The following is a 25,941-nucleotide window of genomic DNA, read 5'->3' on the forward strand; positions in this document are numbered from 1 at the left end:
CGGCATTACCGTGCCCCACGGGCGCCGAGCAGCATGGCGCGGCGCGGGGCATTCGCCTCCATCACACGCTACTGGTGTCTCTCATGGAACAGGCAGTCAATCTCTGGCCCCTAGTCGGGGTCGGTATCATCATTCTCGGCTTCGTGCTGCGCTTCAATCCCATGATGGTGGTGGCGCTTGCCGCCATCGCCACGGGCCTTGCCGCAAGCATGCCGGTCATGCAGATCTTCACTGCGATCGGCACCGCCTTCGTCAAGACGCGCAACCTGCCTCTCATCATCCTGCTGCCGCTGGCAGTGATCGGCCTGCTCGAGCGGCACGGGCTGCGCGAGCACGCGCAGGCGTGGATCTCGCGCATCGCCTCGGCCACCGTCGGGCGCCTGCTGATCGTCTACCTCGGCGTGCGCGAGCTGACCGCCGCGGTGGGCCTGACCAGCCTCGGCGGCCACCCGCAGATGGTGCGTCCGCTGCTCGCGCCGATGGCCGAAGGCGCGGCCGAGAGCCGCTTCGGCAAGCTGCCCGAGCCGGTGCGCCAGCGCGTGCTGGCCTTCTGCGCGGCCACCGACAACGTCGGCCTGTTCTTCGGCGAGGACATCTTCGTGGCCTTCGGCGCGATCGCGCTGATGCACACCTTCCTGCTGTCCTCCAACATCGACGTGGAACCGCTGCACATCGCCGTGTGGGGCATTCCCACCGCGATCTGCGCCTTCCTGATCCACGCCGTGCGCCTCAAGCGCCTGGACGGCTGGCTGGCCCGCGAGATGGGCAGCCGCGCCGCCGCCCCCGGCGCCGCCGGCGCGGGTGCCGCCGCCAACGTCAAGAGCGGGGAGTAAGCCATGATCGTATCCATCGACTATCTCTACTGGCTGGCCGGCCTGGTGCTGGCCATCACCGCGCTGATGACCTTCGCCGACCGCGAGCATCCGCGCCGCCTTTCCACCGGCCTGTTCTGGGCGCTCTACGCGCTGGTCTTCCTGATTGGCGACAAGCTGCCGCCGGCCATCGTCGGCATCGGCGCGGTGGTGATGGCGCTGATCGCCGGCTTCGGCGGCGTCGGCCACGGCAAGCACGGCACGCTGCCCGAGGGCGAGCGCCGCGCCTCGGCCAAGCGCCTGGGCAACAAGCTGTTCATCCCGGCGCTGCTGATTCCGCTGGTGACCGTGATCGGCACCGTGCTGTTCAAGGACGTGAAGATCGGCGGCCTGGCGCTGCTCGATCCCAAGAACGTGACCTTCGTCTCGCTCGGCATCGGCTGCCTGATCGCGCTCGGCACCGCGTGCTGGCTCACCCGCGACACGGTGATGCAGGGCATGCGCGAATCGCGCCGCCTGACCGAGTCGCTCGGCTGGGCGCTGGTGCTGCCGCAGATGCTGGCCATGCTCGGCCTGGTGTTCGCGGACGCCGGCGTGGGCAAGGCCGTGGCGCACCTGACCACCGCCTACATCAACATGGACTACAAGCTGGTGGCCGTGGTGGTGTACTGCGTGGGCATGGCGCTGTTCACGGTGATCATGGGCAACGGCTTCGCGGCCTTCCCGGTGATGACCGGCGGCGTGGGCGTGCCCATCCTGGTCAACATGTTCCATGGCAACCCGGCGGTGATGGCGGCCATCGGGATGTTCTCGGGATATTGCGGGACGCTGCTTACGCCGATGGCGGCCAATTTCAATATCGTGCCGGCGGCGTTGCTGGAGCTCAGCGACAAGAATGCTGTGATTCGGGCGCAGGTGCCTACGGCGTTGTTGATTTTGGTGGCTAATATTGGGTTGTTGTATTTCTTGATGTAGGCGGGGATTGGCTGTTTTGATTCTGAAGTTTTGGCTTCAGAGTCAAAATCGGTTTCAAATTCTTTAAAAGACTGAAATCAACACCAAAGTCAAAGGCTTTCGCTCCCCCGGAGCGACCTACTTTCTTTTTTCCGAAAAGAAAGTAGGCAAAGAAAGCGGACTGCCTGGCCGGCAGGGGCAGAAACGTTGGGGTTTCTGGTTGTTGGTGGTTTCGTGGTGGGGACGGTGGTTCTGCTGGCATCCTGCCGTTACCGGTGCGAGCGGCCACGATCTTGCTGACGGCGGTGGTCTCGGGGTCAGACCTATGATGGCGGGCACACTGCTTGTCCGGCCATCTGCCGTTACCGGTTTGGGCGGCCACGACGTAGCACCATCGTGGTTTCGTGGTGGGCGTGGTGGACCGGGGCGCGGGTGTGCCGGGCTCGTCTCAAGCCGGGGCCACCGCGCCCACCACGAAACCAGTGCCAGTCCTATGACGTGGCATCCGCTCCGGTCGCGGCAGCAGCTTGAACCACCTGGGCTGCTGCCATCATGCAGCGCCACCACGAATCGAACACCACCCGCGACGCCGCAGGCGAGCAAACCGGTAGCGTCAGCAGTCTTATCGAAGCCGTCGCGCCCACCACGAAACCCAAATCAGATTTAAAGTCTGAGCGCCCAGCCTTCTGCAAGAATCGCTTTCTTTTGGTTACTTTTCTTTTCGAGAAAAGAAAAGTGACACTTACATGTGTGCGAATGGGCTACCAAGCCCAAGCCGCCAGGCCCGCAGACGCAAGCACACTCTCTCACACACACGCCCGAATAAGCCAATCAAATCAAAGCCGCCAGGCCCACAGACTATCCCCCCATCCCCCTCTCCTCCCCCTGCCTCCGCAACTTGCGCCGCGCCCTCCGCAGGCTGCGCCGGTCGATCTGGAACTGCTCAAACCGCCAGATCAGATAAAACACCGCCAGGAACGGCCACATCCACCCCAGCCATTGCGACAGGCTGTTGAAGTGGATGAAGCGGCCGAGCCGCCAGCCTTGTTCCGAGATCCAGGAGTACGGGTTGGCCGGCAGCAGGTTGCACAGCACCAGCAGCACCATCAGCGCGGCCAGCGCCAGCGCGCCGCGCAGCCAGCGCGGCAGGTACAGCAGCAGCACCAGCACCAGCGAGCCCGTGAGCAGCGCGAAGCGGCCGGCTTCGGATAGCCAGTTGAAGGCGTTGTCGTCGGGGAACTGCACTTCCGCGACCACCGCCTTGAGCAGCAGCGTGGCGGCCAGCAGGCCGGCCAGGATGCGCAGCATCGGTGCCTGGCGGCGCATGGCGGCCGAGGCGAACAGGCCCGTGCCGACCCAGCCGCAGGCCGTCACCAGCGACTCCACCAGTTGCTGGCCCTGCGCGTCGTCGGGGCGCAGCAGGCCGATGCTTTCGATCATGCCGGGCAGCGCCGGGAACACGCCTTGCAGCCACTGCACCGGCCACGAGTCCGGGTCGGTCAGCCATTCGCGCACGATGCCGCCCATGCCGAACAGGTAGTCCTGCGGGAAGATCTGCGCGAGCGGCCACAGCAGGATCAGGATGATGGCGAAGCTGGCGTGCGGCTCGAACCACGCCATGCGCAGCTGGCGCAGCGAGCCGCGGTCGATCAGCGCGGCCGAGAACGGCGCCACCACCGCGCCGCCCAGCAGCGCGCCCAGCGCGTTGGTGATGAGGTCGATATTGGACGAGATGCGGTTGGGCAGCCAGGTCTGCAGCGCTTCCATGGTGCCCGACAGCACCGCGCCCGCGGCCAGCGCCAGCAGCGTGGCGCGCGCGCCGGACACGCGCGGGTGCAGGGCCAGCACCACCAGCGCGCCGAACGGGCAATAGCCCAGCACGTTGGTGATGATGTCGAACTCGGTCAGGTAGCGCGGCTTGGGCGCGGTGAGGAAGGCCAGCGGCGAGATGCCGTTGTTGGTCCAGCCGCTGAACGGGTAGAGGCTGCCGTAGACCACCAGCAAGGTGAAGCACAGCAGGCCCACCCGCGCCAGCGGGGAGTGGCGCGGCAGCGGCGGCGGTACCGGCGGCGGCGTGGACGGAAGGGGCGGCGGGGAGGCCGATGCCATGCGGTGCGTTTATTGCTGCAGCGGCAGCGTGGCCGCCCAGTCGAGGATGGCCGCGATGATGGCGTCGCTGGCCGCGGCCAGCGCCTTCACGCCGCCGGCGCCGTCGGCCGTGGGCGCGGGCTGCTCCGCGACGAAGGTTTTCTGCCCGATCAGGCCGCTGCGGAACACCGTGGCGCGCACGCGGATGACGGCGCGGCTGGCGCTGGCGCTGTCGAAGACCTGTTCGAACTCCAGCATGTCGACCTTGAGCGCCGGCGCGGCGGTGTCGCCGTACCAGGTCAGCGCGCCGCGCGAGGCCACGGCTTCGCGCAGGCGCTCGTCGAACAGGCGTACCGGCGACATCACCCAGCGCTGGGTGGCATAGGGCTGCAGGCGTTCGGCCTGGGCGTAGTGCAGGCGGTAGTAGAGCCCGTTGCCGTCGAGCCAGCTGGGGCCGTCGGTCTGCGCCACGCGCAGCCTGGGCAGGGGCGTGGAGCCCGGCGCGGCGCCGGCCGACGGGCCGAGGTCGTAGGTGATGGTGGGCGCGGAGGGCGAGAACGCGCAGCCGCCCAGCACGAGGCTGGCCAGCGCGAGGGCGGCCAGCGTGCCGGCGCCGGCGCGCATCGTGGCGTGCCGCGGCTGGCCCGCAGGCGGTTGGCTCGGAGGTGTGGCGCGGGTACGCGGCATGGCGGCTTCCTGGTCGCTGCGGTGGCTTCGGTGGCTTCGGTGGCTCGGATTGCGCGGTTGGCTTCAGGGCGGGCTGAAGCCCGGTTCTCCGGGCCCCGGCGTGGCCGCCGGGCCGCCGAACAGCACGCTGCGCGGGCTGTCGTTGAACTGGTTGGCGGCGCGGTCGATGCTGCGCACGGTCTGGCGCGCATCGCGGGCCAGGCCGTTGACCTGCGGCAGCGTGTCCTGCGAGATGCCGGCGGCGGCCGACTGCACGGAGTCGGCGGCGCCCTGGAGGTTGCGCCCGACGCTGTCCACGGTGCGCAGCACGGTGCCGTCTGGGCTGGCCAGTTCCTGCGTCAGGCGCCGCGTGGAGGCCAGCGTGGCGTTGAGGTTCTCGGTGACCTGCGGCAACTGCCGCACCGCCGGTTCGATCGCATGGGCCAGGCGCGAGTAGTCGTTGGCGGTGGTGTGCACCGAGCGGATCGCCTCCATCAGGTCGCGCCGGTTGTCGGCCTGGAACATGTTGCCGAGCGAGTCCATGATGGTCTCGAGCTGCGTCAGCAGGGAGTCGCCGCGCTTTTCCAGCTCCTCGAAGAAGCCCGCGCGCATGGCGATGCGCGCCACCGCCTTGGCCGAGGTGGGCAGGTGCGGCGAGGGCTGGCCGCCGTTCTGCGCGGTGGTGTCGTCGAGCTGCACGTAGCCGATGCCGGTCACGCCCTGGAAGCTCAGCGTGGCGTAGGTGGTGGTGGTGATGGGGGCGTTCTGGTCGACGCTTACGCGCACGATGATCTGGCCCGGCACGGCCGGGTCGAAGCGGATCGAGTCCACCTTGCCCACGTCCAGCCCGCGGTACTTGACGTCGGCCTGCGGGCCGAGTCCGTTGACGGTGGAGCGGGTGATGAGATCGTACGGCACCAGCACGGCGTGGTCGCTGCTGAACCAGAAGATCGAGAACAGCACCAGGATCGCCAGGCCGATCGTGAACACGCCGGCCAGGAAGGCGTGCGACTTGTTTTCCATCATGCTTCTCCAGGTTGCGGGCTTGCCGGGCCGGGGCCCGCCGCCGGCAGCGGCGGCAGGCCCTGCATGGCGCGTCGCCCGCGTTCGCCGAGGAAGTACTCGCGGATGAACGGATGGTCGATATGCACCAGCTCGCGGATCGGCAGCGCCGCCAGCACCTTGTGGTCCGCCAGCACCGCCACGCGGTCCGACAGCGCCACCAGCGTATCGAGGTCGTGCGTCACCATCACCACGGTCAGGCCCAGCTCGCGGCGCAGTTCGCGGATCAGCGCCACGTAGTCGTCCGAGGCCATCGGGTCCAGCCCGGCCGTGGGTTCGTCCAGGAACACCAGCTCGGGCTCCAGCGCCAGCGCCCGCGCCAGCGCCACGCGCTTGATCATGCCGCCGGACAGGTCGGACGGCATCTTGTCCGCGTCGCGCGCGCTCAGGCCCACCAGTTGCAGCTTGAGCAGCGAAGCCTGGCAGATCAGATCGTCGGGCAGGGTGCGAAGTTCACGCAGCGGCAGCGCGATGTTGTCGATCACCGAGAGCGCGGAGAACAGCGCGCCGCGCTGGAACTGCAGCCCCCAGCGGTTGCGCAGCGCCTGCAGGCGGGCCGTGCCGAGCGTCTTGAGGTCTTCGCCGAACACGCGGATGGTGCCCGAGGTGGGGCGCTCCAGCCCCACGATCTGGCGCAGCAGCACGGTCTTGCCGCTGCCCGAGCCGCCCACCACCGAGAGCACCTCGCCGCGGTAGACGTCGAGGTTGAGGTGGTCGTGCACGAGCGCGTCGCCGAAGCGCTTGACCAGGTCGCGCACCTCGATCACCGTGGTGCGCTTGTCGTGCTGCACGCCGGCCGGCACGGCGGGAACGATGGCTGCGGTCATATGCCGATGTCCTTGAAGAGGATGGCGAAGATCGCGTCGGCCACGATCACCACGGTGATCGAGGTCACCACCGAGGCGGTGGTGCCTTCGCCCAGGCTGCGCGTATTGGGCTGCACGCGCAGGCCGAAGTGGCAGGCCGTGAGCGCGATCAGCATGCCGAACACCACGCCCTTGCCGAGTCCGAGCCACAGGTTGGACACCGGCACGGCGTCCGGCAGCGCGCGCAGGAAGAAGGCCGCGCTGATGTTGAGCTGGAAGTGCGCGGCCAACATGCCGCCGCCGAGCGTCATCACGTCGGTCCAGGCGATCAGCAGCGGCATGGCCACGGCCAGCGCGATCACGCGCGGCATGATCAGCCGGAAGCCGTACGAGATGCCCATCACGCGCATGGCGTCGAGCTCCTCGGTGACGCGCATCACGCCGATCTGCGCGGTGATGGCGGAGCCCGAGCGCCCGGCGATCAGGATGGCGGCCAGCACCGGCCCCAGCTCGCGGATCACCGCGATGCCGAGGATATTGACGATGAAGATGCTGGCGCCGAAGATGCGCAGCTGATTGGCCGACAGATAGGACAGCACGATGCCGATCAGGAATCCCACCAGCGCGGTGATGCCCAGCGCCTTGTAGCCGATGTTGTAGATATTGGCCGAGATCTCGCGCCACGGCCCGCGCTGCGGCGCGCGCGCGAAGCGCAGCAGGTCGAAGGCGAGCTGGCCCAGCATGGTCACGCCGTTGGCGAGCTGCGCGAGCAGCGACAGGATGGAGGCGCCGAGCAGCGTGATCGGGTTGAAGCGGTCCACCATGTGCTTCTTCCAGTTTTCGCGGCGCAGCGCGGCCACGCGGCTGAACACGCGGCGCTGGGCTTCATTGGCCTCCAGCCGTTCGGGCAGCTTGCTGCCCCAGGCTTGCCACATCAGCTGCGCGCCGACGTGGTCGAGGCGGCCCAGGCCCGCCAGCGACCAGTGCGCTTCGGCGCCGACCATGTGCAGCTCGTGGCGCAGCGCGCGGGCGCGGTGGCAGTCCGACAGCGCGAGCGCGGTCCAGTCGCCGCGCAGGTGCGCCGTTGCCGCGCCGTCCGCGCGCGTCACTTCGAGGGCTGGCGTGCTGAGGCTTTCCAATGGAGGGGGGAAGTGATGGGCAAGTCTCGATTCTAAGCCACGCGCAGGCATAGCGGGCGCCTTAAGGGCGGGGCCGCGCGCCGGCCTCGGGCGCGTCGCTTTTCCTGTGCCCCGGCTTTGCCTTGACTTCGCCTCTCCTTTGCCTTTCCCGCGCCAACGGCGCGGCTACAATGCGGAGCTGGCCTTGCCGCGCGGTTCCGCCGCGCGCGCGTGGGGCCGCTCCGTATGTTCGTGCTTCCCGTGTTTTCCGTGCCCATCGCCCCGCATGTCCGCTGACCATCCGCCGCCCTCGCCGATCTTGCCGTCACAGCCCTCGCCGCCTCCCTCGCCGCTTCCGGCCTGGCGCATCGACCTGGACCGCCTGCGCGCCGCGCTGGACGGCGCGGCGCGCGGCTGGATCCTCGACGCGGTCGAGGAAACCGGCTCCACCAACGCCGATCTCACGCTGGCCAGCCGCGCCGCGCCGTGGGGCGACGCCGGCACCCTGCGCCTGGCCTACCGCCAGACCGCCGGGCGCGGGCGCCAGGGCCGGCCCTGGCAAGGGCAGGCCGGGCTGACCTTTTCGGTGGCGCTGCCGTTGCCGCTGGCGCCGTCGCAGCTCAGCGGGCTAAGTCTGGCGGTGGGCCTGGCATTGGCCGAGGCGCTGGCGGACTGCGACGCGCGCCTGGGCGCCGCGGTCGGCCTGAAATGGCCCAACGACCTGCAGATCGACGGCCGCAAGCTGGCCGGCATCCTGATCGAGTCGGTGCCGGCGGGGCCGCAGCGGGTCTGGGCGGTGATCGGCATCGGCCTGAACCTGGTGCGCGACGCGCAGATGGAAGCCGCGCTCGGGCGCGAACTGGCGGGCGTGGCCGAATACCTGCCGGCGCTCGATCCCACCACGCTGCTGGCCGCCGTGCTGAACCGGCTGGCGGCGATGCGCGCGGCGTTCATTGCCGGCGGCTTCGCGCCGATGGCGCCGCGCTGGTCGGCGCGCGACGCCTTCCGCGACCAGCCGGTGCGCCTGCTGCACGATGGCCAGGTGCAGGCCGAGGGCCTGGCGCGCGGCGTGGACGGCGACGGCCACCTGCTGCTGGAAACCGCCGCCGGGCTGGAGCGGATTTCCAGCGGCGAGGTGTCGCTGCGGGCCGTGCCGGCCGGCGCGGGCGGGGCGCCGGCATGAGCGCCGCCGCCATGCCGGCGCCGCGCTTGCTGGTCGACATCGGCAACACCCGCCTGAAATGGGCGTGGTGCGCGCAGGCCCTGCCCGCCGCCGGCGCCGCCGCGGCCGAGGGCCCGCTGCCCACGCCGTGGCAGCACGCGGGCGCGGCGGCCCACGGCGAGCCTGCCGTGCTATTGGCGCAATGGGGCGCGCTGCGCGACGCCGCCGCCGGCGCGCGGCCGCAGGTGTGGGTCAGCAACGTGGCCGGCGCCGAGGTGGCGGCCAGCCTGCAGGCCGCGCTGGATACCGTGTTCGGCGCCGGCACCGGCGTCACCTGGGTGCGCTCGGCGCCCCGCTTCGGCGGCCTCGTCAACGGCTACCGCGATCCCGGCCAGCTTGGCGTGGACCGCTGGACCGGCAGCATCGGCGCGCGCCGCTACCGCCCGCAGGGCGCGCTGCTGATCGTCACGGCCGGCACCGCCACCACGCTCGACGTGGTGAGCGCGCAGGACCGCTTCGAAGGCGGCCTGATCCTGCCCGGGATGGACCTGATGCTGGGCGCGCTGGCGCGCAACACGGCGCAGCTGCCCGCGCTGGCCGCCGGCGACGCCGGCCTGTCCGCGCCGTGGGCCGACAACACGCGCGACGCCATCGCCGCCGGCTGCCTGGCCGCGCAGGCCGGTGCGGTGGAGCGCACCTGGCGCGCGCTGGCCGCGCGCGGGCCGGCGCGCTGCCTGCTCTCGGGCGGCGCGCGCCACATACTCGCCAACGCGCTCTCCATGCCGTTCGAGCAGCACGACAATCTCGTGCTGTTGGGCCTGCATGTCATGGCCGCGCAAGGCGGGGCCGGCATCATGCCGGAGTGACCGCGCACATGGCCACCTACACACGATCCTTCGCGATTTCTTTCGCACCTTTCCGGCGCTTCACGCGCGTTACCTGACGTTCCGCCCGCATCGCCCCCATGCTCCTGCGCAACCTGTTCATCCTGCTGGTCTTGCTCAACGCCCTGCTGCTGGCCGCCGTGCTCGGCGCCTTCGGCCCGCGCCCCTTGTCGGGCTGGCTGGAAAGCCCGCGCGAGCCCGAGCGGGCCGCCCTGCAGACGCGCGCCGAGCGCTTCCGCCCGATGGCGCGGCAAGAGGGCGCGCGCGCGGCCTCCGCGCCCGCGGTGCCGGCCACGGAATCCGGCCAGGCGGCGCCGGCCGCGCAGGGCGCCAGCGCCGCGCAGGCGGCCGCGGTCACGCCGGTGGCCTCGGCCTGCGTGGAGATCGGCGGTTTCAACGGGGACCTGGTGCGGCGCGTGGCCGACGAGCTGGCCGGCGCGCCGCCGGGCGCGTGGCGGGTGGAGCAGTTCGAGCGGCAGGAACAGGCACGCTGGTGGGTCCACCTGCCGCCGCAGCCGTCGCGCGAAAACCTGGACCGCAAGCTGGGCGAACTGCGCCGGCGCAATATCACCGACGTGGCGGTGGTCAGCGGCGGCTCGCCGGAAACCTATACGGTATCGCTCGGGCTGTTCCAGGAGCGCGAGCACGCCGAGCATTTCCTGGACAACCTGCGCGAGCACGGCGTGCGTACCGCGCTGCTGAGCGACGCGCCGCACCCGCTCACGCGCCAGTGGCTGCGCGTGCGCAACGCCGACGCCGCGCTGCGCACGCGGCTCGACGAGGTGCGCCGGCGCTATGGCATGCCCGACCTGCTGACCTGCACCTGAGGCTGCCGCAAAAAGATCCTGGCGTCGTTGCGCGGCCTTGCCGTACCACTTGTACTGTCCGCGGCCGCGCGCCTGGCCAGGACCGCTTCGCTTCTTTTCGCGGCAGCCTCGGGGCTGTGGAAGATCCTGGCGTCGTTGCGCGGCGCGGGACCGGGCCTGGCGCTCAGCCGCCCTGGCGCACCTTGGTCAGCAGCTTGGTGGTGGAGCGGTCGTGCAGGAAGGCGATGGCATGGGCCTGGCCGCCCCAGCTGCGCACCAGCCGCGTTTCTTCCAGCGTGTCGATGTCGTAGTCGCCGCCCTTGACGTAGATGTCCGGGCGCACCAGCCGGATCAGCTCGACCGGCGTTTTCTCGCGGAACATCACCACCAGGTCCACCGACGCGAGCGCGGCGATCAGCGCCATGCGGTCGGCCTCGTGGTTGAGCGGACGGTCGTCGCCCTTGCCCAGCATGCGCACCGAGGCATCGCTGTTGACGCCCACCACCAGGCTGGCGCCCATCGCCCTGGCCTGCGCGAGGTAGGTGGCGTGGCCGCGGTGGAGGATGTCGAACACGCCGTTGGTGAAGACCATCGGGCGCGGCAGCGCGGCCAGCTGCCGGGCCAGCGCGGCGGCGTCGTCGGGCGGGACCAGTTTGGATTCGAAGGAGGCGGGGAGCATGGCGATGGCTGGGTCTGTGTCTTGAAAAAACAAAGCCCCATCATACGATGGGGCTTGTCGCTGCTAAGGCATCGAAGGTGCCGCGCTCGTCCGGCACCTTGCGGGCCAAGGGCGCTCAGGCCTGCGCCGGCTGGGCGCCGCCCGCGGCCTGCAGGCGCGCGTTCAGTTCCTTGCGGTAGCGGTTCAGGTCCTGCACGGTCTCGAAGGTGCGTTCGAACAGCAGCGACATATTGTGCAGGATGCGCTCGATCACCTTCTTTTCCCAGCCTTCGTCGAAGCGGATCTGCTCGTCGAGCCAGTGCTCGAGCCAGTCCGGGTCGGGCAGGCGCGACTGGATGGTGTCGTTCGGGAACAGCGTCTTGTTGACGTGCAGGTTGGTCGGGTGCAGCGGCTTGTCGGTGCGGCGCGCCGAGGCCATCAGCACGCCGATCTTGGCGAAGGCCGAGCGCGCGCTGTCGCCGAACTGGACGAGGTACTTCTTCATGTAGCGCAGGTAGGCGCCGCCGTGGCGGGCTTCGTCCTGCGACAGGGTGCGGTAGATCTGCTTGATCACCGGCTCGGTGTGCCATTCGGCGGCGCGGCGGTACCAGTGGTTGAGGCGGATCTCGCCGCAGAAATGCAGCATCAGCGTTTCCAGCGGCGGGGCCGGGTCGAACTCGAAGCGCACCGCGTGCAGTTCTTCCTCGGTCGGCACCAGGTCCGGGCGGAAGCGGCGCAGGTATTCCATCAGCACCAGCGAATGCTTCTGCTCTTCGAAGAACCAGATGCTCATGAAGGCCGAAAAGTCGGAATCGTGGCGGTTGTCGCGCAGGAACATCTCGGTGGCGGGCAGGGCCGACCACTCGGTGATGGCATTCATGCGAATCGTCTTGGCCTGGTCGTCGGTGAGCAGGCTCGCGTCGAAGGAATCCCAGGGGATGTCCTTGTCCATGTGCCAACGGACCGCTTCCAGCGATTTGAACAGTTCGGGGTAGAGCATGGTAAGCCTTTGAAATTACGGGCAGATTCTACCAGATGCGAATTATTCCCAACGCCCTTTTTGCGTCGAATGCAAGCGGCTGGAGGCGGCCGCGCCGCGAAAATGCGAAGTTGTGGGCGAATATCGCGCGCGTCTGGCCGCTTGCCGGCCGCCCCCGTGCCGCGGAAATGCTCGAAAAAGCGCGCCGCGCGCCGCTCGCGCCGCCGCCGCTGCCGCTCACGCTCAGGCGGTCACCCCGGCAGGCGGCACGGCCTCGGCCGCCGGGGCGGGGACCGTGCCCTCGTGCGCATCGCCGCCGTCCGGCGGGATGATGCCGTACAGGAAGGCGGCGAGTTCGTGCTGCTGCGCCATCGCGTCGCGCTCGCCGAGGTCGATCAGCGTCTGGGTGAATTCCGGCTCGAACAGCAGGTAGCTGGCGAAGGCGGCGCCGCGCGCCTCGGTGCCGCCGAGCGGGGTCAGCAGGGCGCGCACCGTGCGCGGCAGCCGCGCCACGTGTGCCACGGCGATGGCTTCGATGGGCTCGCTGGGCGAGATCGTCATCACCTGCACCGGGCGCCAGCCCTCGCTGTCGTTGGCGATGTCCGGCATGCGCGACAGCAGGCTGTTGATGTGCTGCAGGCGCTCCAGGTCCGCCGACAGGCCGTCGAGGAAGATGCTCGCCAGCGCTTGCCCGCCCACCTGCGCCAGCGACGGGTAGCCGCCCGCCGGCACGGTGTCGAACCAGCCCGCGCGCTGGCGCGAGGCGGCGCCGATGGCCAGGATGCGCGACGCGCCGAGGTGGATGGCCGGCGATAGCGGCGACATTTGCCGCATGGTGCCGTCGCCGAACCACTCGTGGTGGCCTTCGAGCTCGAGCGGCAGGGCCGGGAACAGGAACGGGATCGAGGACGAGGCCAGCAGGTGGTCCACGCCGATCCTGGCCTCCACCGCCAGCCGCTGGCTGCGCTTCCACGGGTGGATGCGGCGGTGCGACTGGTAGAAGGTGACGTGGCGGCCGGTGCTGTAGGACAGCGCGGTCACCGCGAAGGCCTGCAGGTCGCCGGCGTCCAGGCTGGCCTGCACGCGCTCGGGGTCGAACAGCTCGGCCAGCATGCCGCCCAGCGGCGCGTTGTCGAACAGCGCGCGCGGCGCGCGGCGGGTGACCCAGCCGAAGGCCAGCGCGGAGAGCCAGCGCGCGCCCGAGGCGCCCACGCCCACCAGCCCGGTGCGGTACACGTCCTCGGCATGGATGCCGCCCCACAGCGCGGCCAGGCTGTCGGCGGCGGCGCGGAAGTTGGCGGCGTTGATGGCCATGCCGGCGCCGTTGATGGCGCCCGCCGAGGTGCCGCAGATGATGTCGAACGGGATGCGGCCGCGGTCCAGCCCGTGGCGCGCGGCGATGCGCGCGATGCCGCGCAGCACGCCGGCCTGGTAGGCGGCGCGCGCGCCGCCGCCCATCATGATCAGTGCGGTGGATTTCGGTGCGGGCATGCGTTCTGGCGGGGGCTCAGGGGGCGGCCAGGCGAGCCATCAGCGGTCGCCGCCGGGCTCGGTGTCCGGCTTGCCGCCGGCCTCGGGCACGGCGTCGGGGGGCGCGGCGGCCGGCTTCGTCGCCGCCGGGCGCCTGGCTGCCGCCTTGCGCGCGGGTTTGGCGGCGGTTTTTGTGCCCGCCTTGGGGACGGACTTGGCCGCGGACTTGGCTGCGGATTTGGCTGTGGCGCCGGTCTTGCGCGCCGCGGCCTTCCTGGCCGGCCGTGCCGTGCCGGCGGCCTTCTTGCCGCGCGCCGGCGCCGCGGGCGCGGCGGCGGGCGTGGCGGCCCCCGCCATGCCGAAGCCGCCGAGGCTGCCGAACGGGTTCAGGCTGGCGGTGGCGGCGCTGGCGGCGATCTGGTTGAACTGCTGCTGCAGCATGTCCCACCAGATGCCGGCGTTGGGCGCCGCGGCGCTCTCCTGGCCCTTGGCTTGCGCGCTGTCCTGGGATGCCGGCGCGGCTTCGGGCGGCGCTGGCGCGGAGTCGTCGTCCTCGTCGTCCTCGTTTTCTTCCACCGTGGGTTCGGCGCGCGCGCCGAACGCCGGGGCGTGATCCTCCCGGCGCTGGTGCGGCGGCACCGCGCTGGGCGCGTTGGCGGCGCGCGCCACGTTTTCCATGGCGCTCTGCATGGCCTCCGGCGAGAGCGCGCTGCCGAAAGTCTGCAAGGCCACCAGGGTGGCGCGCTGGACTTCCAGGCCCTGGATGGTGGTGCGCAGCAGGTTGACGTTGAGCTGCAGCCAGCCTTCCACGGCCTTGAGGTCGTGGATGCGCTTCTCCAGTTCTTCCAGGTCCATCGGTGGGGTCATGGCCTGCAGGCCGGGCATCAGGCCGCCGGGCATGCCGGCGGCGCTGCCCCACATCTTGCGCAGGAACTCGAAGCCGTTGGTGAAATCTGGAATCTGGCCGAACATGGTCACTCGCCTCCGAGGGTCGGCAGCCGGCGGCGCCGGCTGCGGGGGTCGAACTGCATCAATCGTGCTGCATCAATCGGGCCGCCTCAATCGGCCACCTCAGTCGGGCCGCCTCAGTCGAATTGCGGCGGCCGCTTCTCCCGCAGGCTGGCCACGCCTTCGCGCACGTCGGGGCCGGCAAAGCCCATGAATTCCAGCGCCAGCGAGCTGTCGAACGACGGCCCCGCCATGCGCAGCCAGTTGTTGAGCGCGTACTTGGTCCAGCGGATCGCGGTCTGCGAGCCGGCGGCCAGCCTGCGCGCCACCTCGAAGGCGCGCCCGACCAGTTCCGTCTCGTCCACCGCCAGCGACACCAGCCCGATGCGCTCGGCCTCTTCGCCGCTCACCGACTCGCACAGCATCAGATAGTACTTGGCCTTGGCCATCCCGCACAGCAGCGGCCACACGATGGCGGCGTGGTCGCCGGCCGCCACGCCCAGCCGGGTGTGGCCGTCGACGATGCGCGCGGTGCGCGCCGCGATCGAGATATCGGCCAGCAGCCCGGCCACCAGGCCCGCGCCCACGGCCGGGCCGTGCATGGCGGACACGATCGGCTTGTCGCAGTTGATCACGTTGTAGACCAGGTCGCGCGCCTCGTGCCACACGCGCGTGCGCGTGGCGAAGTCGTTGGCCATGTCTTCCACCAGCGAGAGGTCGCCGCCGGCCGAAAAGCCCTTGCCCTCGCCGCGGATCAGCGCCACGCGGATGTCGGGGTCGGCCGACACGTCGCGCCAGATCTCGGCCAGCTCGCGGTGCATGTTGGCGTCGGCGGTGGCCAGCTTGCCGTTGGCCGACTGGCCGGCGCCCATCACGATCTCGAGGATGGGGCCGTGCTGGCGCAGCGTCAGCGCGCTGTAGCGGGCATAGCGCGGGGAGAGCGGGGCGGTGCCTTGCGGGGCGGGCGGCGAAGAGGGTGACGAGGGCGAAGACGGCGAAGACTGCGAAGACTGCGGAGGGAGTGCGTTCATGGGGCAGCGATGGCCTCGGCCATTCCGTAGTGGAGCATGGGCCGGGCCGCGCCAGGCGGCCCGGGGCACCGCCGGCGGCCGCCGACCGCCGGGGTCGCGCGGCCGGTGGCAATTAGCCAACCGGGCGGTCGGAAAATTATAAGCGTGCCGGCCGCGCCGCCGCCAGCGGGCCCGCCGCGCGGGCTCAGCCGCGCGCCGACACCAGCTGGTCGATGGCGCCGAACACCGAGTGTCCCTGCGCGTCGAACATCTCGATCTTGACCGCGTCGCCGAACTTCATGAAGCCGGTGACCGGCTGGCCGCCGTCGATGATCTCCAGCATGCGCTTCTCGGCGATGCAGCAGTAGCCCTTGCTGCGGTCCACGTTGGAGATGGTGCCCGAGCCGACGATGCTGCCGGCGCGCACGTTGCGCGTCTTGCAGATGTGGGCGATCAGCTGGCCGAAATCGAACACCATGTCGGTGCCGCAGTCGGGCCAGCCCACCTTCTTGCTGTTCCAGTGCACGGTCATCGGCAGGTGCACGCGGCGCTCGCGCCAGGCTTCGCCCAGCTCGTCCGGCGTCACCGCCACCGGCGAGAATGCCGTGGCCGGCTTGCTCTGGAAGAAGCCGAAGCCCTTGCCCAGCTCGGCCGGGATCAGGTTGCGCAGCGACACGTCGTTGGCCAGCATCAGCAGGCGGATGCCTTCGGCGGCCTGCTCGGGCGTGGCGCCGGCCTTCACGTCGCCGGTGATGACGGCCACCTCGGCCTCGAAATCGATGCCGTGGGCCTCGCTGGCGCACACGATGTCGTCGTGCGGGCCGATCAGGTCGTCGGAGCCGCCCTGGTACATCAGCGGGTCGGTCCAGAACTCGGGCGGCATCTCGGCGCCGCGGGCCTTGCGCACCAGCTCGACGTGGTTGACGTAGGCCGAGCCGTCGGCCCACTGGTAGGCGCGCGGCAGCGGCGCCATGCAGGCGCGCGCATCGAACGCGAACGGGTGGCGCGCGCGGCCGGCGTTGAGCGCGTCGTAGACGTCCTGCAGCTGCGGCGCGTAGAACTGCCAGTCGTCCAGCACGGTCTGCAGCTTGCCGGCGATATCGTTGACGTAGTGCGCGGTCTTGAGGTCGCGCGAGACGACCACGAGCTGGCCGTCGCGGGAGCCGTCCTTGAGGGTGGCGAGTTTCATGTATTCAGGTGCATTGGGACAAAGCGGAAGGCCGCGCCCCGCATCCTCGCGGTGCCGGCGCGGCGCGACCGCTAGTCTACCGTGATGCCCTTGGCCTTGATCAGTTTGCCCCAGCGCTCGGATTCCGCGCGCGCGTACTGCGCGAATTCCTCGGGCGTGCCGGACACCGGCTCCACGCCGATGCCCTCGAAGCGCTTCTGCACGTCCGGGCTCCCGAGCGCCTTGACCAGTTCGGCGTTCAGGCGCGCCACCACCGGCCGCGGCGTGCCCGCCGGCGCCACCACGCCTTGCCAGGCATAGGCCTCGAAGCCGGGCACGCCGGCCTCGGCCACGGTCGGCACCGCCGGCAGCGCGGCCAGGCGCCGCGGCGTGGCCGCGCCGAGCGCGCGCACCTTGCCCGCCACGATGTTCTGCTGGCCCGCGGCGAGGTCCAGGAACATCAGGTCGACCTGGCCGGCCAGCAGGTCCTGCACCGCGGGCGCCGCGCCCTTGTAGGGCACATGGGTCATCTTCGTGCGGGTCTGGTCCATGAACAGCTCCATGGCCAGGTGGTGCGGGCTGCCGGCGCCGGGCGAGGCGAAATTGACCTTGCCGGGGTTCTTCTGCGCGTACTCCACCGCTTCCTTGAGCGTGCGCGCCGGGAAGTTCGGCGTGGCCACCAGGATCAGCGGGAAGCGCGCCACCATGCCGACATGCACGAAGTCCTTGTCAGCGTTGTAAGGCAGCTTCTTGTAGAGCGCGGGGTTGGCCGCCAGCGTGGCCGTGTCGGCGGTCAGCAGCGTGTAGCCGTCGGGCCTGGCGTGCGCCACCGCGTCGGCGCCGACGATGGTGGCGGCGCCGGGACGGTTGTCGATCACCACCTGCTGGCCCAGCGCCGGCGTGATGGCCTGGCCCAGCGTGCGCGCCACCACGTCGGTGCCGCCGCCGGCCGGGTAGGGCACCACCCAGCGCAGCGGCTGGCTGGGCCAGTTGTCCGCGGCGCGCGCGGGCTGGCCGGCGGCCAGGACCAGCGCCAGCAGCGCGAGCAGGGGCAGGGCGCGGCCGAGGAGGAACCGGGGGGCGGGGAAGGCGGGGAAGGCGGGGAAGGCGGAAACGGCGGCGTCGCCGCGGGGCGCGAGGCGGGTCATCATGGTTGTCTCCTGATGGAAGGCGGCCGCGCCGCGCCATGTGCCTTGCATGGCGTCGTGCCGGCGGCTCGTCATGCGCCCAAAGTCTACCGGCGGTTTAAAAATTGGTAAATCGATTTCGCTATAGTAAATTCACGGCTGAACGGGCGCCGCGTTTCTGGTCGTTTCTGGTGTATATGTGGCGCACGCCGTGCTTCCGCGCCGTTCCGCGCGGCGGTTTTTCCCCGGGTTTTCCGCTCCCGCTCCTTTTTCTGCTTTGCCATCCCGTTGCCGCATGACCGAACCCGAAGAAGACGATTCCAAGCTGCGCTCCGGCATCCAGTCGATCGAGGTCGGCTTCAAACTGCTGCAGGCGCTGGCCGCCTCGCCGCGCGCGATGATGCTGCGCGACCTCGCCGCCGCCGCCGACATGAATCCGGCCAAGGCGCACCGCTACCTGGTCAGCTTCCAGCGCCTGGGCATGGTGGCGCAGGATCCGGTGGGCGGCCGCTACGACCTCGGGCCGTTCGCGCTGCAGCTTGGCCTGGCAGGCCTGAACCGGCTCGATCCGGTCAAGAAGGCGCGCCCGATCCTGTCGCAGCTGCGCGACGAGATCGACCAGACCGCCGGCATCGCCGTGTGGGGCAACCACGGCCCGACCATCGTGCACTGGGAGGAATCCAGCCATCCGGTGACGGTGAGCCTGCGCCTGGGCGACGTGATGCCCATGCTCAACTCCGCCACCGGCCGGCTGTTCGGCGCCTACCTGCCGAAACAACAGACGCGCCCGCTGGTCGAACGGGAACTGGCCGAGCGCGGCCACGACGACCTGCCCGGCCTGCCGCGCTCGCTGGCCGAATACGACGCGGTCTGCGCCGAGGTGCGCGCGCACGGCGCGGCGCGCATCCGGGGCGGCGTGCTGCCGGGCATCAACGCGTTCTCGATGCCGGTATTCGACGCCAACGGGCATGTCGCGATGGCGCTCATCGTGCTCGGCGCGCAAAGCGTATTCGATGCAGAATGGGGCGCAGCGGTGGATCGCCGCGTGCGCGACATCGCCCGGCAGATTTCTTCGGAGCTTGGTTATCTTGATGGCAGCCCGACGGACGGGGCGGACGGTTCCGGCGACCCCGCCGAGCCCTCCCGATAGAACTGCCCCGCGCCGCCTGCGCTGGGCGCTGGCGCTCGCGCTGGTGCTGGCCGTGCACCTGGGCGTGGTGCTGGGCCTGATGCACTTGCCGGGGCCGCATGCGGACCCCGCCGACATGCCGGCGCTCGAGGCGGTTCTCCTGCCGCCGCCCGCGCCACCCGTGGAAAAGGCGCCGCCGCCCGTGGCGCATAAGCATCGCCCGGCGCCGGCGGTGGCTCCCGCCCCCGCCGCGCCACCCGAAATCCCGCCCGCCGAGCCGGCGCCGGAGGCGCCGCCGCTGTCCGGCGGCCCGCCCGGGCCGGCCGCCGCAAGCGGTGGCGGCGCCGGCAACGCCATTGCGGCACCGGCCGCCGCGCCGGCTTCGGCGCCGGCCGCGCCGGCCGACGATACGCGCTATGCGGCGCCGCCGTCGACGCTGCTGCACTACGCCAGCTTCGTCAACGGCATCCAGAATCCGGACGGCCTGATCCGCTGGCGCAACGACGGCAGCCGCTACCGGCTGGACGTCGAAACGCGCGTGCTGTGGTTCCGCTTCGCCTTCTTCAGCAGCGGCGCGCTGGGCGAGCGCGGCCTGGCGCCGGAGCGCTACGAGGAAAGCCGCCGCAACCGCGTGGAGGCGGCCCGCTTCGACCGGTCGGCCGGCCTGCTGGTGTTCGAAGGCCGCGACAAGCAGGTGCCGCTGCCGCCCGCCGTGCAGGACCGCTTCAGCGTGTTCCTCCAACTGGTGGGCATGGTGCGCGGCAATCCGCAGCGCTACGCCGCGCCGGGGGTGACCGAGACCTTCGACGTGAGCGATACGCGTGACCTGGAGCCGATGCAGGTGCAGTATGTGGGGGAAGAGGACGTCGATACCGGCCAGGGTTTCGTGCGGGCCAAGCATTTCGTGCGCCTGCCGCGGCACCCGGGTGACCGGCGCCGCGTGGAAGTGTGGCTGGCGCCCGCGCTGCAATGGCTGCCGGTCAAGCTGCAGCAGACCGAACCCGACGGCACGCAGATCGAACTCGTCTACCGCGACAGCGAAGCGCTGCGCTGATCCATGGTGCCGTAACCGTTTCCGGAGGCCCGTCATGCACGCCGTCCAGCCACCACCTGCCGAAAGCCGCCGCGTGCGCGTCGGCGACATCACCCTGCATGTGCGCATCGACGGCGGGGACGGCCCCTGGGTGGTCCTGGCGCACGCCCTCGGCGCCGACCATACCTTGTGGGACGCCACCGCGCGGCACCTGGCGCCGCGCTACCGCGTGCTGCGCTACGACCTGCGCGGCCACGGCCAGAGCGACGCGCCGATCGGCGCCTACTCGATGATCCGGCTGGCCGACGACGTGGCCGCCCTGATGGACGCGCTGGAGGTGCCGGAGGCGCACTTCGCCGGCATTTCGGTGGGCGGCATGATCGGCCAGACGCTGGCCCTGCGCTATCCGGAGCGCATGCTGTCGCTGACGCTGGTCGACACCATCAACCGCACGCCGCTCGAAGCGCACCCGATGTGGCACGAGCGCATCGGCCAGGTGGAGGCGCACGGCATGGCCGGCGTGGCCGACAGCACGCTGCAGCGCTGGCTGACCGCGCCGTTCCGCGCCGCGCATCCCGACGAGGCCGGGCGCATACGGCAGATGCTGCTGGCCACGCCGGTGCACGGCTACGTCGGCACGGGGCTGGCGATCATGGCGTTCGACCTGGCCGGCGCCATCGCGCGCATCCATTGCCCCACGCTGGTGGTGACGGGCGAGGAGGACCAGAGCGCGCCGCCGGCGATGGCGCGCGAGATCGCCGGTGCGATTCCGGCCGCGCGGCTAGAGATCCTGCCGCAGGCGGCGCACTTGTCCCATATCGAGCAGGCCGCCCGTTTCCACGCCGTGCTCGACGCATTCCTCGGCAATGCCGCCTGCGGTGCGCAATGCGCCGCACCGTGAAAGAATCTTTTACGCCCGGCTCAAGAACTTGCCGGGGGCGCCGTTGCCCAACGTAGTGAGGGTCGCTTTGTCGGGAGACAGGGCGGTCGCTCAGGCGGTTCGCCGAAGCAGAATCTTGAAATCCAGGCGAACACCCTCAGCTTGGAGGTGAAATCGCGGTGGGAGTCGGGCACCATTCCGGCAAACGTAACAATGATTGGCCCGCCGCTTACCCATGACAGCCCGGAGGTGTGCCATGCAAATGATCTACAACAGCGACAATTATTGCATCGTCGAGTTTGGTGCGGATGTCGAGCATGCGCCTCTTGCCTCGGGCGGCTATGAAATCGTCGACAAGAACCTGAAACGCGAGATCTTTCTCGGCGGCCAGATGGCCGAGAGCTTTCGCGCGGACGTGAAGCGTCTGATCGAAAGCGAGCCGTCGGTGGAAGAGGTGGATGATTTCCTCGGGAAGTTCGATACCGTGATGACCCATCCGCTCGTGATGCACTGATGATGGACTGAACGATGGACTGAACGCATCGAACGTGCGGCAGGACCGCCGTCCTTCCCCGCGCGGAAGGCCGGCCCCCGGCGCCGATCCGAGCGAAGCAGGAAAGCCCGTGCCTTCGACCGCACGGGCTTTTTGTTTTTGCTTTGCGGCGCCGCGTCAGCACGCGGCCAGCCGGTTCAGTATTGTTCCCAGGGCAGGCCGGCGTGGCGCCAGCCGTTGAGCGTATTGCGATGGCGCTCGGCGTCGAGGTCGCCCTCGAAGCCATGCAGCACGCTGTACACCGTGCTGAAGCCGGCGCCTTCGAGCGCGCGCGCGGCGGCCGCCGAGCGGTTGCCGCTGCGGCAGATCAGCAGCACCGGCCGCGCCGACGCCTGGCCGGCCAGCTTTTTCACCGCCTGCACGAAATGCGGGTTCACTTCCCAGTCGGGCCCGTCGTTCCAGGGCACGTTGTGCGCGCCCTTGGGGTGGCCGACGAACAGGTATTCCATCTCGCTGCGGCAATCGATGAAAAGCGCGTCGGGCGATTCGCCGAGCAGCGCTTGCGCATCGCCGGGACTGAGGTGTTGCATGGGCTGGGTTTGCCTTGGTGGGGGATGGGTGGGCGATTTCCGCAGTGTAGGGCCGGCGCGGGCCGGGCCGCAACCGCCGGGTGGCCCGCAAGGCATCCGGCAGCGGCGGCGCATAATCCGCAAACCATTGATGTAACTGATAAAATCGTCCTCTTTTCCTGCCGCAGAAGCCCCTCATGAGCGCCGCCCCAAGTTCCGCCCCGCTGTCCGCCGCGCGTCCGCCGGCGCGCCCCTATACCCGCGCGGCCAGCCTGCCCGCGCTGCTGCGCGAGCGCATCCTGATCCTGGACGGCGCCATGGGCACCATGATCCAGCGCTACAAGCTGTCCGAGGCCGACTACCGCGGCGAGCGCTTCGCCGGCCACCATGTGGACGTCAAGGGCAACAACGAACTGCTGCTGCTCACCCGTCCGCAGGTCATCAGCGAGATCCACGAGCAGTACCTGGCCGCCGGCGCCGACCTGATCGAGACCAACACCTTCGGCGCCACGCGCGTGGCGCAGGAGGACTACAAGATGGCCGAGCTGGCGTACGAGATGAACGTCGAGGCGGCGAAACTCGCGCGCGCGGCCTGCGACAAGTACAGCACGCCGGACAAGCCGCGCTTCGTGGCCGGCGCGTTCGGCCCCACGCCCAAGACCGCCAGCATCTCGCCGGACGTGAACGATCCGGGCGCGCGCAACGTGAGCTTCGAGGAACTGCGCCAGTCCTACTACGAGCAGGGCAAGGGGCTGCTGGAGGGCGGCGCCGACGTGTTCCTGGTCGAGACCATCTTCGACACGCTCAACGCCAAGGCCGCGCTGTTCGCCATCGACCAGCTGTTCGAGGACACCGGCGAGCGCCTGCCCGTGATGATCTCCGGCACCGTGACCGACGCCTCCGGCCGCATCCTGTCCGGCCAGACCGTGGAAGCGTTCTGGAACAGCCTGCGCCACGCGCGCCCGATCACGTTCGGCCTGAACTGCGCGCTCGGCGCCACGCTGATGCGCCCGTATATCGCCGAGCTGGCCAAGATCTGCGACGCGGCGGTGTCGTGCTACCCGAACGCCGGCCTGCCCAACCCGATGAGCGACACCGGCTTCGACGAAACCCCGGAGGTCACGTCGTCGCTGGTGGACGAGTTCGCCGCGTCCGGACTGGTCAACCTGGTGGGCGGCTGCTGCGGCACCACGCCCGAGCATATCGCCGCCATCGCGCAGCGCGTGGCCAGCCGCAAGCCGCGCGCCTGGCCCGGCCAGTACCGCGACGACGCCGCGGCAGCGGCGTGAACCCGCAGCGCGCCCACGAGCCCACAGAACAAGATCAAGCCATGACCCAAGATACCCTGCCGCCGCGCCCGATGCGCCTGTCCGGCCTCGAGCCTTTCACCATCGACGAGGACACCCTCTTCGTCAACGTCGGCGAGCGCACCAACGTCACCGGCTCCAAGGCCTTCGCGCGCATGATCCTCAACGGCCAGTTCGACGAGGCGCTGGCGGTGGCGCGCCAGCAGGTCGAGAACGGCGCGCAGATCATCGACATCAACATGGACGAGGCCATGCTGGACTCCAAGGCCGCCATGGTGAGGTTCCTCAACCTGATCGCCTCCGAGCCCGACATCGCGCGCGTGCCGATCATGCTGGACTCGTCCAAGTGGGAAGTGATCGAGGCCGGCCTGCAGTGCGTGCAGGGCAAGCCCGTGGTCAATTCGATCTCGCTCAAGGAAGGCGAAGCGCAGTTCCGCCACCACGCCGAGCTGATCCGCCGCTACGGCGCCGCTTCCGTGGTGATGGCCTTCGACGAGAAAGGCCAGGCCGACACCTTCGCGCGCAAGACCGAGATCTGCAAGCGCAGCTACGACATCCTGGTGGGCGAAGTCGGCTTCCCGCCCGAGGACATCATCTTCGACCCGAACATCTTCGCGGTGGCGACCGGCATCGAGGAGCACAACAACTACGCGGTGGACTTCATCGAGGCCACCGCCTGGATCAAGCGCAACCTGCCCTACGCCAAGGTCAGCGGCGGCGTGTCCAACGTGTCGTTCTCGTTCCGCGGCAACGACGCCGTGCGCGAGGCCATCCATACCGTGTTCCTGTACCACGCCATCAAGGCGGGCATGGACATGGGCATCGTCAACGCCGGCCAGCTCGGCGTGTACGACCAGCTCGACCCCGAGCTGCGCGAGCGCGTGGAAGACGTGGTGCTCAACCGCCGCGAGGACGCCACCGACCGCCTGCTCGAGATCGCCGACCGCTTCAAGGGCGGCGGCGCCAGGAAGGAAGAGAACCTGCTGTGGCGCGGCACGCCGGAGAACCCGGTGCCGGTCGGGGACCGCCTGTCCCACGCGCTGGTGCACGGCATCACCACCTTCATCGTGGAAGACACCGAGGAAGTGCGCCAGCAGGTCGCCGCGCGCGGCGGCCGCCCGATCGAGGTGATCGAAGGCCCGCTGATGGACGGCATGAACATCGTGGGCGACCTGTTCGGCGCCGGCAAGATGTTCCTGCCGCAGGTGGTCAAGAGCGCGCGCGTGATGAAGCAGGCGGTGGCCCACCTGCTGCCTTACATCGAGGAAGAGAAGCGCCTGCTGGCCGAGGCCGGCGGCGACGTCAAGGCGCGCGGCAAGATCATCATCGCCACCGTCAAGGGCGACGTGCACGACATCGGCAAGAACATCGTGTCGGTGGTGCTCCAGTGCAACAACTTCGAAGTGGTCAACATGGGCGTGATGGTCCCGTGCAACGAGATCCTGGCGCGCGCCAAGGTCGAGGGCGCGGACATCGTCGGCCTGTCCGGGCTGATCACGCCGTCGCTCGAGGAAATGGCCTACGTCGCCGCGGAGATGCAGCGCGACGACTACTTCCGCATCAAGAAGATCCCGCTGCTGATCGGCGGCGCCACCACCTCGCGCGTGCACACGGCGGTCAAGATCGCGCCGAACTACGAAGGCCCGGTGGTCTACGTGCCGGACGCCTCGCGCTCGGTCAGCGTGGCCTCGAGCCTCCTGTCCGACGAAGGCGCGGCCCGCTACCTGGACGAGCTGAAGACGGACTACGAGCGCATCCGCCACCAGCACGCCAACCGCAAGGCCACGCCGATGGTGACGCTGGCGCAGGCGCGCGCCAACAAGACCCGGATCGACTGGAGCGCCTACGTGCCGCCCCGGCCGAAGTTCATCGGGCGGCGCGTGTTCCGCAACTACGACCTGGCCGAGCTGGCCAACTACATCGACTGGGCGCCGTTCTTCCAGACCTGGGACCTGGCCGGCAAATTCCCCGACATCCTCAACGACGAGATCGTCGGCGAATCCGCGCGCCGCGTGTTCTCGGACGGCAAGGCCATGCTGGCGCGCCTGATCCAGGGCCGCTGGCTGACCGCCAACGGCGTGCTGGCGCTGCTGCCGGCCAACACCGTCAACGACGACGACATCGAGATCTACACCGACGAGACCCGCAGCCAGGTCGCGCTGACCTGGCACAACCTGCGCCAGCAGAGCGAGCGCCCGGTGATCGACGGCGTGATGCGGCCCAACCGCTGCCTGGCCGATTTCGTCGCGCCGAAGGACAGCGGCATCGCCGACTACATCGGCGTGTTCGCGGTCACCACCGGCATCGGCGTGGACAAGAAGGAAGCGCAGTTCGAGGCCGACCACGACGACTACAGCGCGATCATGCTCAAGTCGCTGGCCGACCGCCTGGCCGAAGCGTTCGCCGAATGCCTGCACGAGCGCGTGCGCCGCGACCTGTGGGGCTACGACGCCGGCGAGGTGCTGACCAACGACCAGCTGATCGAAGAGCGCTACCGCGGCATCCGTCCCGCGCCGGGCTACCCGGCCTGCCCGGAGCACACCGTCAAGGCGCCGATGTTCGACTACCTCAACGCCGCCGAGATCGGCATGGGCATCACCGATTCGCTGGCCATGACGCCGGCCGCGTCGGTGAGCGGCTTCTATCTCGCGCATCCCGAGTCGACGTATTTCTCGGTGGGCAAGATCGGCCAGGACCAGCTCGACGACATGGCCGCGCGCCGCGGCGAGGAGCGCAGCGTGCTCGAGCGCGCGCTCGCGCCCAACCTGTAACCGCGTCCGCGGCGGCGGCGCGGCGGATTGCCTTGCCGCGC

General features: G+C 69.9%; 24 protein-coding genes. 11 read left to right on the plus strand and 13 right to left on the minus strand.

All coding sequences use genetic code 11. The features are described from left to right. The first annotated feature begins 83 nt into the window (after positions 1-83). Positions 84-833 carry a DUF969 domain-containing protein gene (locus ACKI2N_RS00965; protein ID WP_420994648.1) on the plus strand — a complete coding sequence of 250 codons (750 nt, stop codon included), beginning with the start codon at positions 84-86 and terminating at the stop codon, positions 831-833. A 3-nt stretch (positions 834-836) separates the two neighbouring features. After that, complete coding sequence (locus tag ACKI2N_RS00970) at positions 837-1,787, plus strand: DUF979 domain-containing protein (protein ID WP_420994647.1); 951 nt, start codon at positions 837-839, stop codon at positions 1,785-1,787. Positions 1,788-2,624: 837 nt separating this feature from the next. Here ACKI2N_RS00970 and ACKI2N_RS00975 read toward each other — a convergent pair. The 5 genes from ACKI2N_RS00975 to ACKI2N_RS00995 all read right to left on the minus strand — a co-directional run bounded on the left by ACKI2N_RS00975 (position 2,625) and on the right by ACKI2N_RS00995 (position 7,527). Then, the gene (locus ACKI2N_RS00975; protein WP_420993927.1) at positions 2,625-3,875 is read right to left on the minus strand and encodes a VanZ family protein; all 1,251 of its coding nucleotides are present in this window, start codon (positions 3,873-3,875) and stop codon (positions 2,625-2,627) included. Between the two features lie 9 nt (positions 3,876-3,884). Continuing rightward, positions 3,885-4,541, minus strand: coding sequence for an ABC-type transport auxiliary lipoprotein family protein (locus tag ACKI2N_RS00980; RefSeq protein ID WP_420993928.1), 657 nt, complete (start codon positions 4,539-4,541; stop codon positions 3,885-3,887). Positions 4,542-4,604: 63 nt separating this feature from the next. Next, on the minus strand, positions 4,605-5,546 hold the full coding sequence (locus tag ACKI2N_RS00985) for an MlaD family protein (protein WP_420993929.1): 942 nt from the start codon (positions 5,544-5,546) through the stop codon (positions 4,605-4,607). After that, a complete protein-coding gene (locus tag ACKI2N_RS00990; RefSeq protein WP_420993930.1) occupies positions 5,543-6,409 on the minus strand; it encodes an ABC transporter ATP-binding protein in 867 nt (288 codons plus the stop codon). Before ACKI2N_RS00990 ends, ACKI2N_RS00985 begins: the two co-directional genes overlap by 4 nt. After that, positions 6,406-7,527, minus strand: a complete 1,122-nt coding sequence (locus ACKI2N_RS00995) for an MlaE family ABC transporter permease (RefSeq protein WP_420993931.1) — start codon at positions 7,525-7,527, stop codon at positions 6,406-6,408. The genes ACKI2N_RS00990 and ACKI2N_RS00995 overlap by 4 nt, the downstream gene beginning before the upstream one ends. 265 nt (positions 7,528-7,792) lie before the next feature. On the opposite strand from ACKI2N_RS00995, the gene ACKI2N_RS01000 reads away from it, so the two are divergent. The 3 genes from ACKI2N_RS01000 to ACKI2N_RS01010 all read left to right on the plus strand — a co-directional run bounded on the left by ACKI2N_RS01000 (position 7,793) and on the right by ACKI2N_RS01010 (position 10,379). Next, on the plus strand, positions 7,793-8,689 hold the full coding sequence (locus tag ACKI2N_RS01000; protein ID WP_420993932.1) for a biotin--[acetyl-CoA-carboxylase] ligase: 897 nt from the start codon (positions 7,793-7,795) through the stop codon (positions 8,687-8,689). Positions 8,690-8,700: 11 nt separating this feature from the next. Continuing rightward, complete coding sequence (locus tag ACKI2N_RS01005) at positions 8,701-9,534, plus strand: type III pantothenate kinase (protein WP_420994132.1); 834 nt, start codon at positions 8,701-8,703, stop codon at positions 9,532-9,534. Between the two features lie 98 nt (positions 9,535-9,632). Beyond that, the gene (locus ACKI2N_RS01010) at positions 9,633-10,379 is read left to right on the plus strand and encodes an SPOR domain-containing protein (RefSeq protein ID WP_420993933.1); all 747 of its coding nucleotides are present in this window, start codon (positions 9,633-9,635) and stop codon (positions 10,377-10,379) included. Positions 10,380-10,542: 163 nt separating this feature from the next. Here ACKI2N_RS01010 and rfaE2 read toward each other — a convergent pair whose 3' ends face one another. The 7 genes from rfaE2 to ACKI2N_RS01045 all read right to left on the minus strand — a co-directional run bounded on the left by rfaE2 (position 10,543) and on the right by ACKI2N_RS01045 (position 17,739). Continuing rightward, complete coding sequence (gene rfaE2, locus ACKI2N_RS01015; RefSeq protein WP_420993934.1) at positions 10,543-11,037, minus strand: D-glycero-beta-D-manno-heptose 1-phosphate adenylyltransferase; 495 nt, start codon at positions 11,035-11,037, stop codon at positions 10,543-10,545. A gap of 115 nt (positions 11,038-11,152) precedes the next feature. Next, on the minus strand, positions 11,153-12,016 hold the full coding sequence (locus tag ACKI2N_RS01020; RefSeq protein ID WP_020206569.1) for a ferritin: 864 nt from the start codon (positions 12,014-12,016) through the stop codon (positions 11,153-11,155). A gap of 222 nt (positions 12,017-12,238) precedes the next feature. Continuing rightward, positions 12,239-13,486 carry a patatin-like phospholipase family protein gene (locus ACKI2N_RS01025; RefSeq protein WP_420993935.1) on the minus strand — a complete coding sequence of 416 codons (1,248 nt, stop codon included), beginning with the start codon at positions 13,484-13,486 and terminating at the stop codon, positions 12,239-12,241. 39 nt (positions 13,487-13,525) lie between these two features. Then, the gene (locus tag ACKI2N_RS01030; protein ID WP_420993936.1) at positions 13,526-14,437 is read right to left on the minus strand and encodes a PhaM family polyhydroxyalkanoate granule multifunctional regulatory protein; all 912 of its coding nucleotides are present in this window, start codon (positions 14,435-14,437) and stop codon (positions 13,526-13,528) included. A gap of 113 nt (positions 14,438-14,550) precedes the next feature. Beyond that, the gene (locus tag ACKI2N_RS01035; protein ID WP_420993937.1) at positions 14,551-15,444 is read right to left on the minus strand and encodes an enoyl-CoA hydratase/isomerase family protein; all 894 of its coding nucleotides are present in this window, start codon (positions 15,442-15,444) and stop codon (positions 14,551-14,553) included. 184 nt (positions 15,445-15,628) lie between these two features. Beyond that, positions 15,629-16,612, minus strand: coding sequence for a fumarylacetoacetate hydrolase family protein (locus ACKI2N_RS01040; protein ID WP_420993938.1), 984 nt, complete (start codon positions 16,610-16,612; stop codon positions 15,629-15,631). A gap of 71 nt (positions 16,613-16,683) precedes the next feature. Continuing rightward, complete coding sequence (locus ACKI2N_RS01045; protein ID WP_420994133.1) at positions 16,684-17,739, minus strand: Bug family tripartite tricarboxylate transporter substrate binding protein; 1,056 nt, start codon at positions 17,737-17,739, stop codon at positions 16,684-16,686. 274 nt (positions 17,740-18,013) lie between these two features. On the opposite strand from ACKI2N_RS01045, the gene ACKI2N_RS01050 reads away from it, so the two are divergent. The 4 genes from ACKI2N_RS01050 to ACKI2N_RS01065 all read left to right on the plus strand — a co-directional run bounded on the left by ACKI2N_RS01050 (position 18,014) and on the right by ACKI2N_RS01065 (position 21,274). Then, positions 18,014-18,868 (plus strand): IclR family transcriptional regulator, encoded by an 855-nt coding sequence (locus tag ACKI2N_RS01050; RefSeq protein ID WP_420993939.1) that lies wholly within the window; start codon positions 18,014-18,016, stop codon positions 18,866-18,868. Further along, positions 18,810-19,901: a DUF3108 domain-containing protein gene (locus tag ACKI2N_RS01055; protein WP_420993940.1), complete on the plus strand. Its 1,092-nt coding sequence runs from the start codon at positions 18,810-18,812 to the stop codon at positions 19,899-19,901. The genes ACKI2N_RS01050 and ACKI2N_RS01055 overlap by 59 nt, the downstream gene beginning before the upstream one ends. A 34-nt stretch (positions 19,902-19,935) precedes the next feature. After that, positions 19,936-20,781 carry a 3-oxoadipate enol-lactonase gene (gene pcaD, locus ACKI2N_RS01060; protein WP_420993941.1) on the plus strand — a complete coding sequence of 282 codons (846 nt, stop codon included), beginning with the start codon at positions 19,936-19,938 and terminating at the stop codon, positions 20,779-20,781. Positions 20,782-21,016: 235 nt separating this feature from the next. Beyond that, entirely contained in the window at positions 21,017-21,274 is a 258-nt protein-coding gene (locus ACKI2N_RS01065) for a BTH_I0359 family protein (RefSeq protein ID WP_017227282.1), read from the plus strand. Between the two features lie 176 nt (positions 21,275-21,450). Here ACKI2N_RS01065 and ACKI2N_RS01070 read toward each other — a convergent pair whose 3' ends face one another. After that, positions 21,451-21,843, minus strand: coding sequence for a rhodanese-like domain-containing protein (locus ACKI2N_RS01070; RefSeq protein ID WP_420993942.1), 393 nt, complete (start codon positions 21,841-21,843; stop codon positions 21,451-21,453). Positions 21,844-22,019: 176 nt separating this feature from the next. Between ACKI2N_RS01070 and ACKI2N_RS01075 the strand changes: the two genes are divergently transcribed. Together ACKI2N_RS01075 and metH are read left to right on the plus strand one after the other, a co-directional pair. Then, on the plus strand, positions 22,020-23,111 hold the full coding sequence (locus ACKI2N_RS01075; protein ID WP_420993943.1) for a homocysteine S-methyltransferase family protein: 1,092 nt from the start codon (positions 22,020-22,022) through the stop codon (positions 23,109-23,111). Positions 23,112-23,152: 41 nt separating this feature from the next. Next, positions 23,153-25,900, plus strand: coding sequence for a methionine synthase (gene metH / locus ACKI2N_RS01080; RefSeq protein ID WP_420993944.1), 2,748 nt, complete (start codon positions 23,153-23,155; stop codon positions 25,898-25,900). Positions 25,901-25,941: the final 41 nt, after the last annotated feature.

Origin of the sequence: Cupriavidus sp. 30B13 (assembly GCF_049059565.2) — a bacterium.
GTDB lineage: Bacteria > Pseudomonadota > Gammaproteobacteria > Burkholderiales > Burkholderiaceae > Cupriavidus.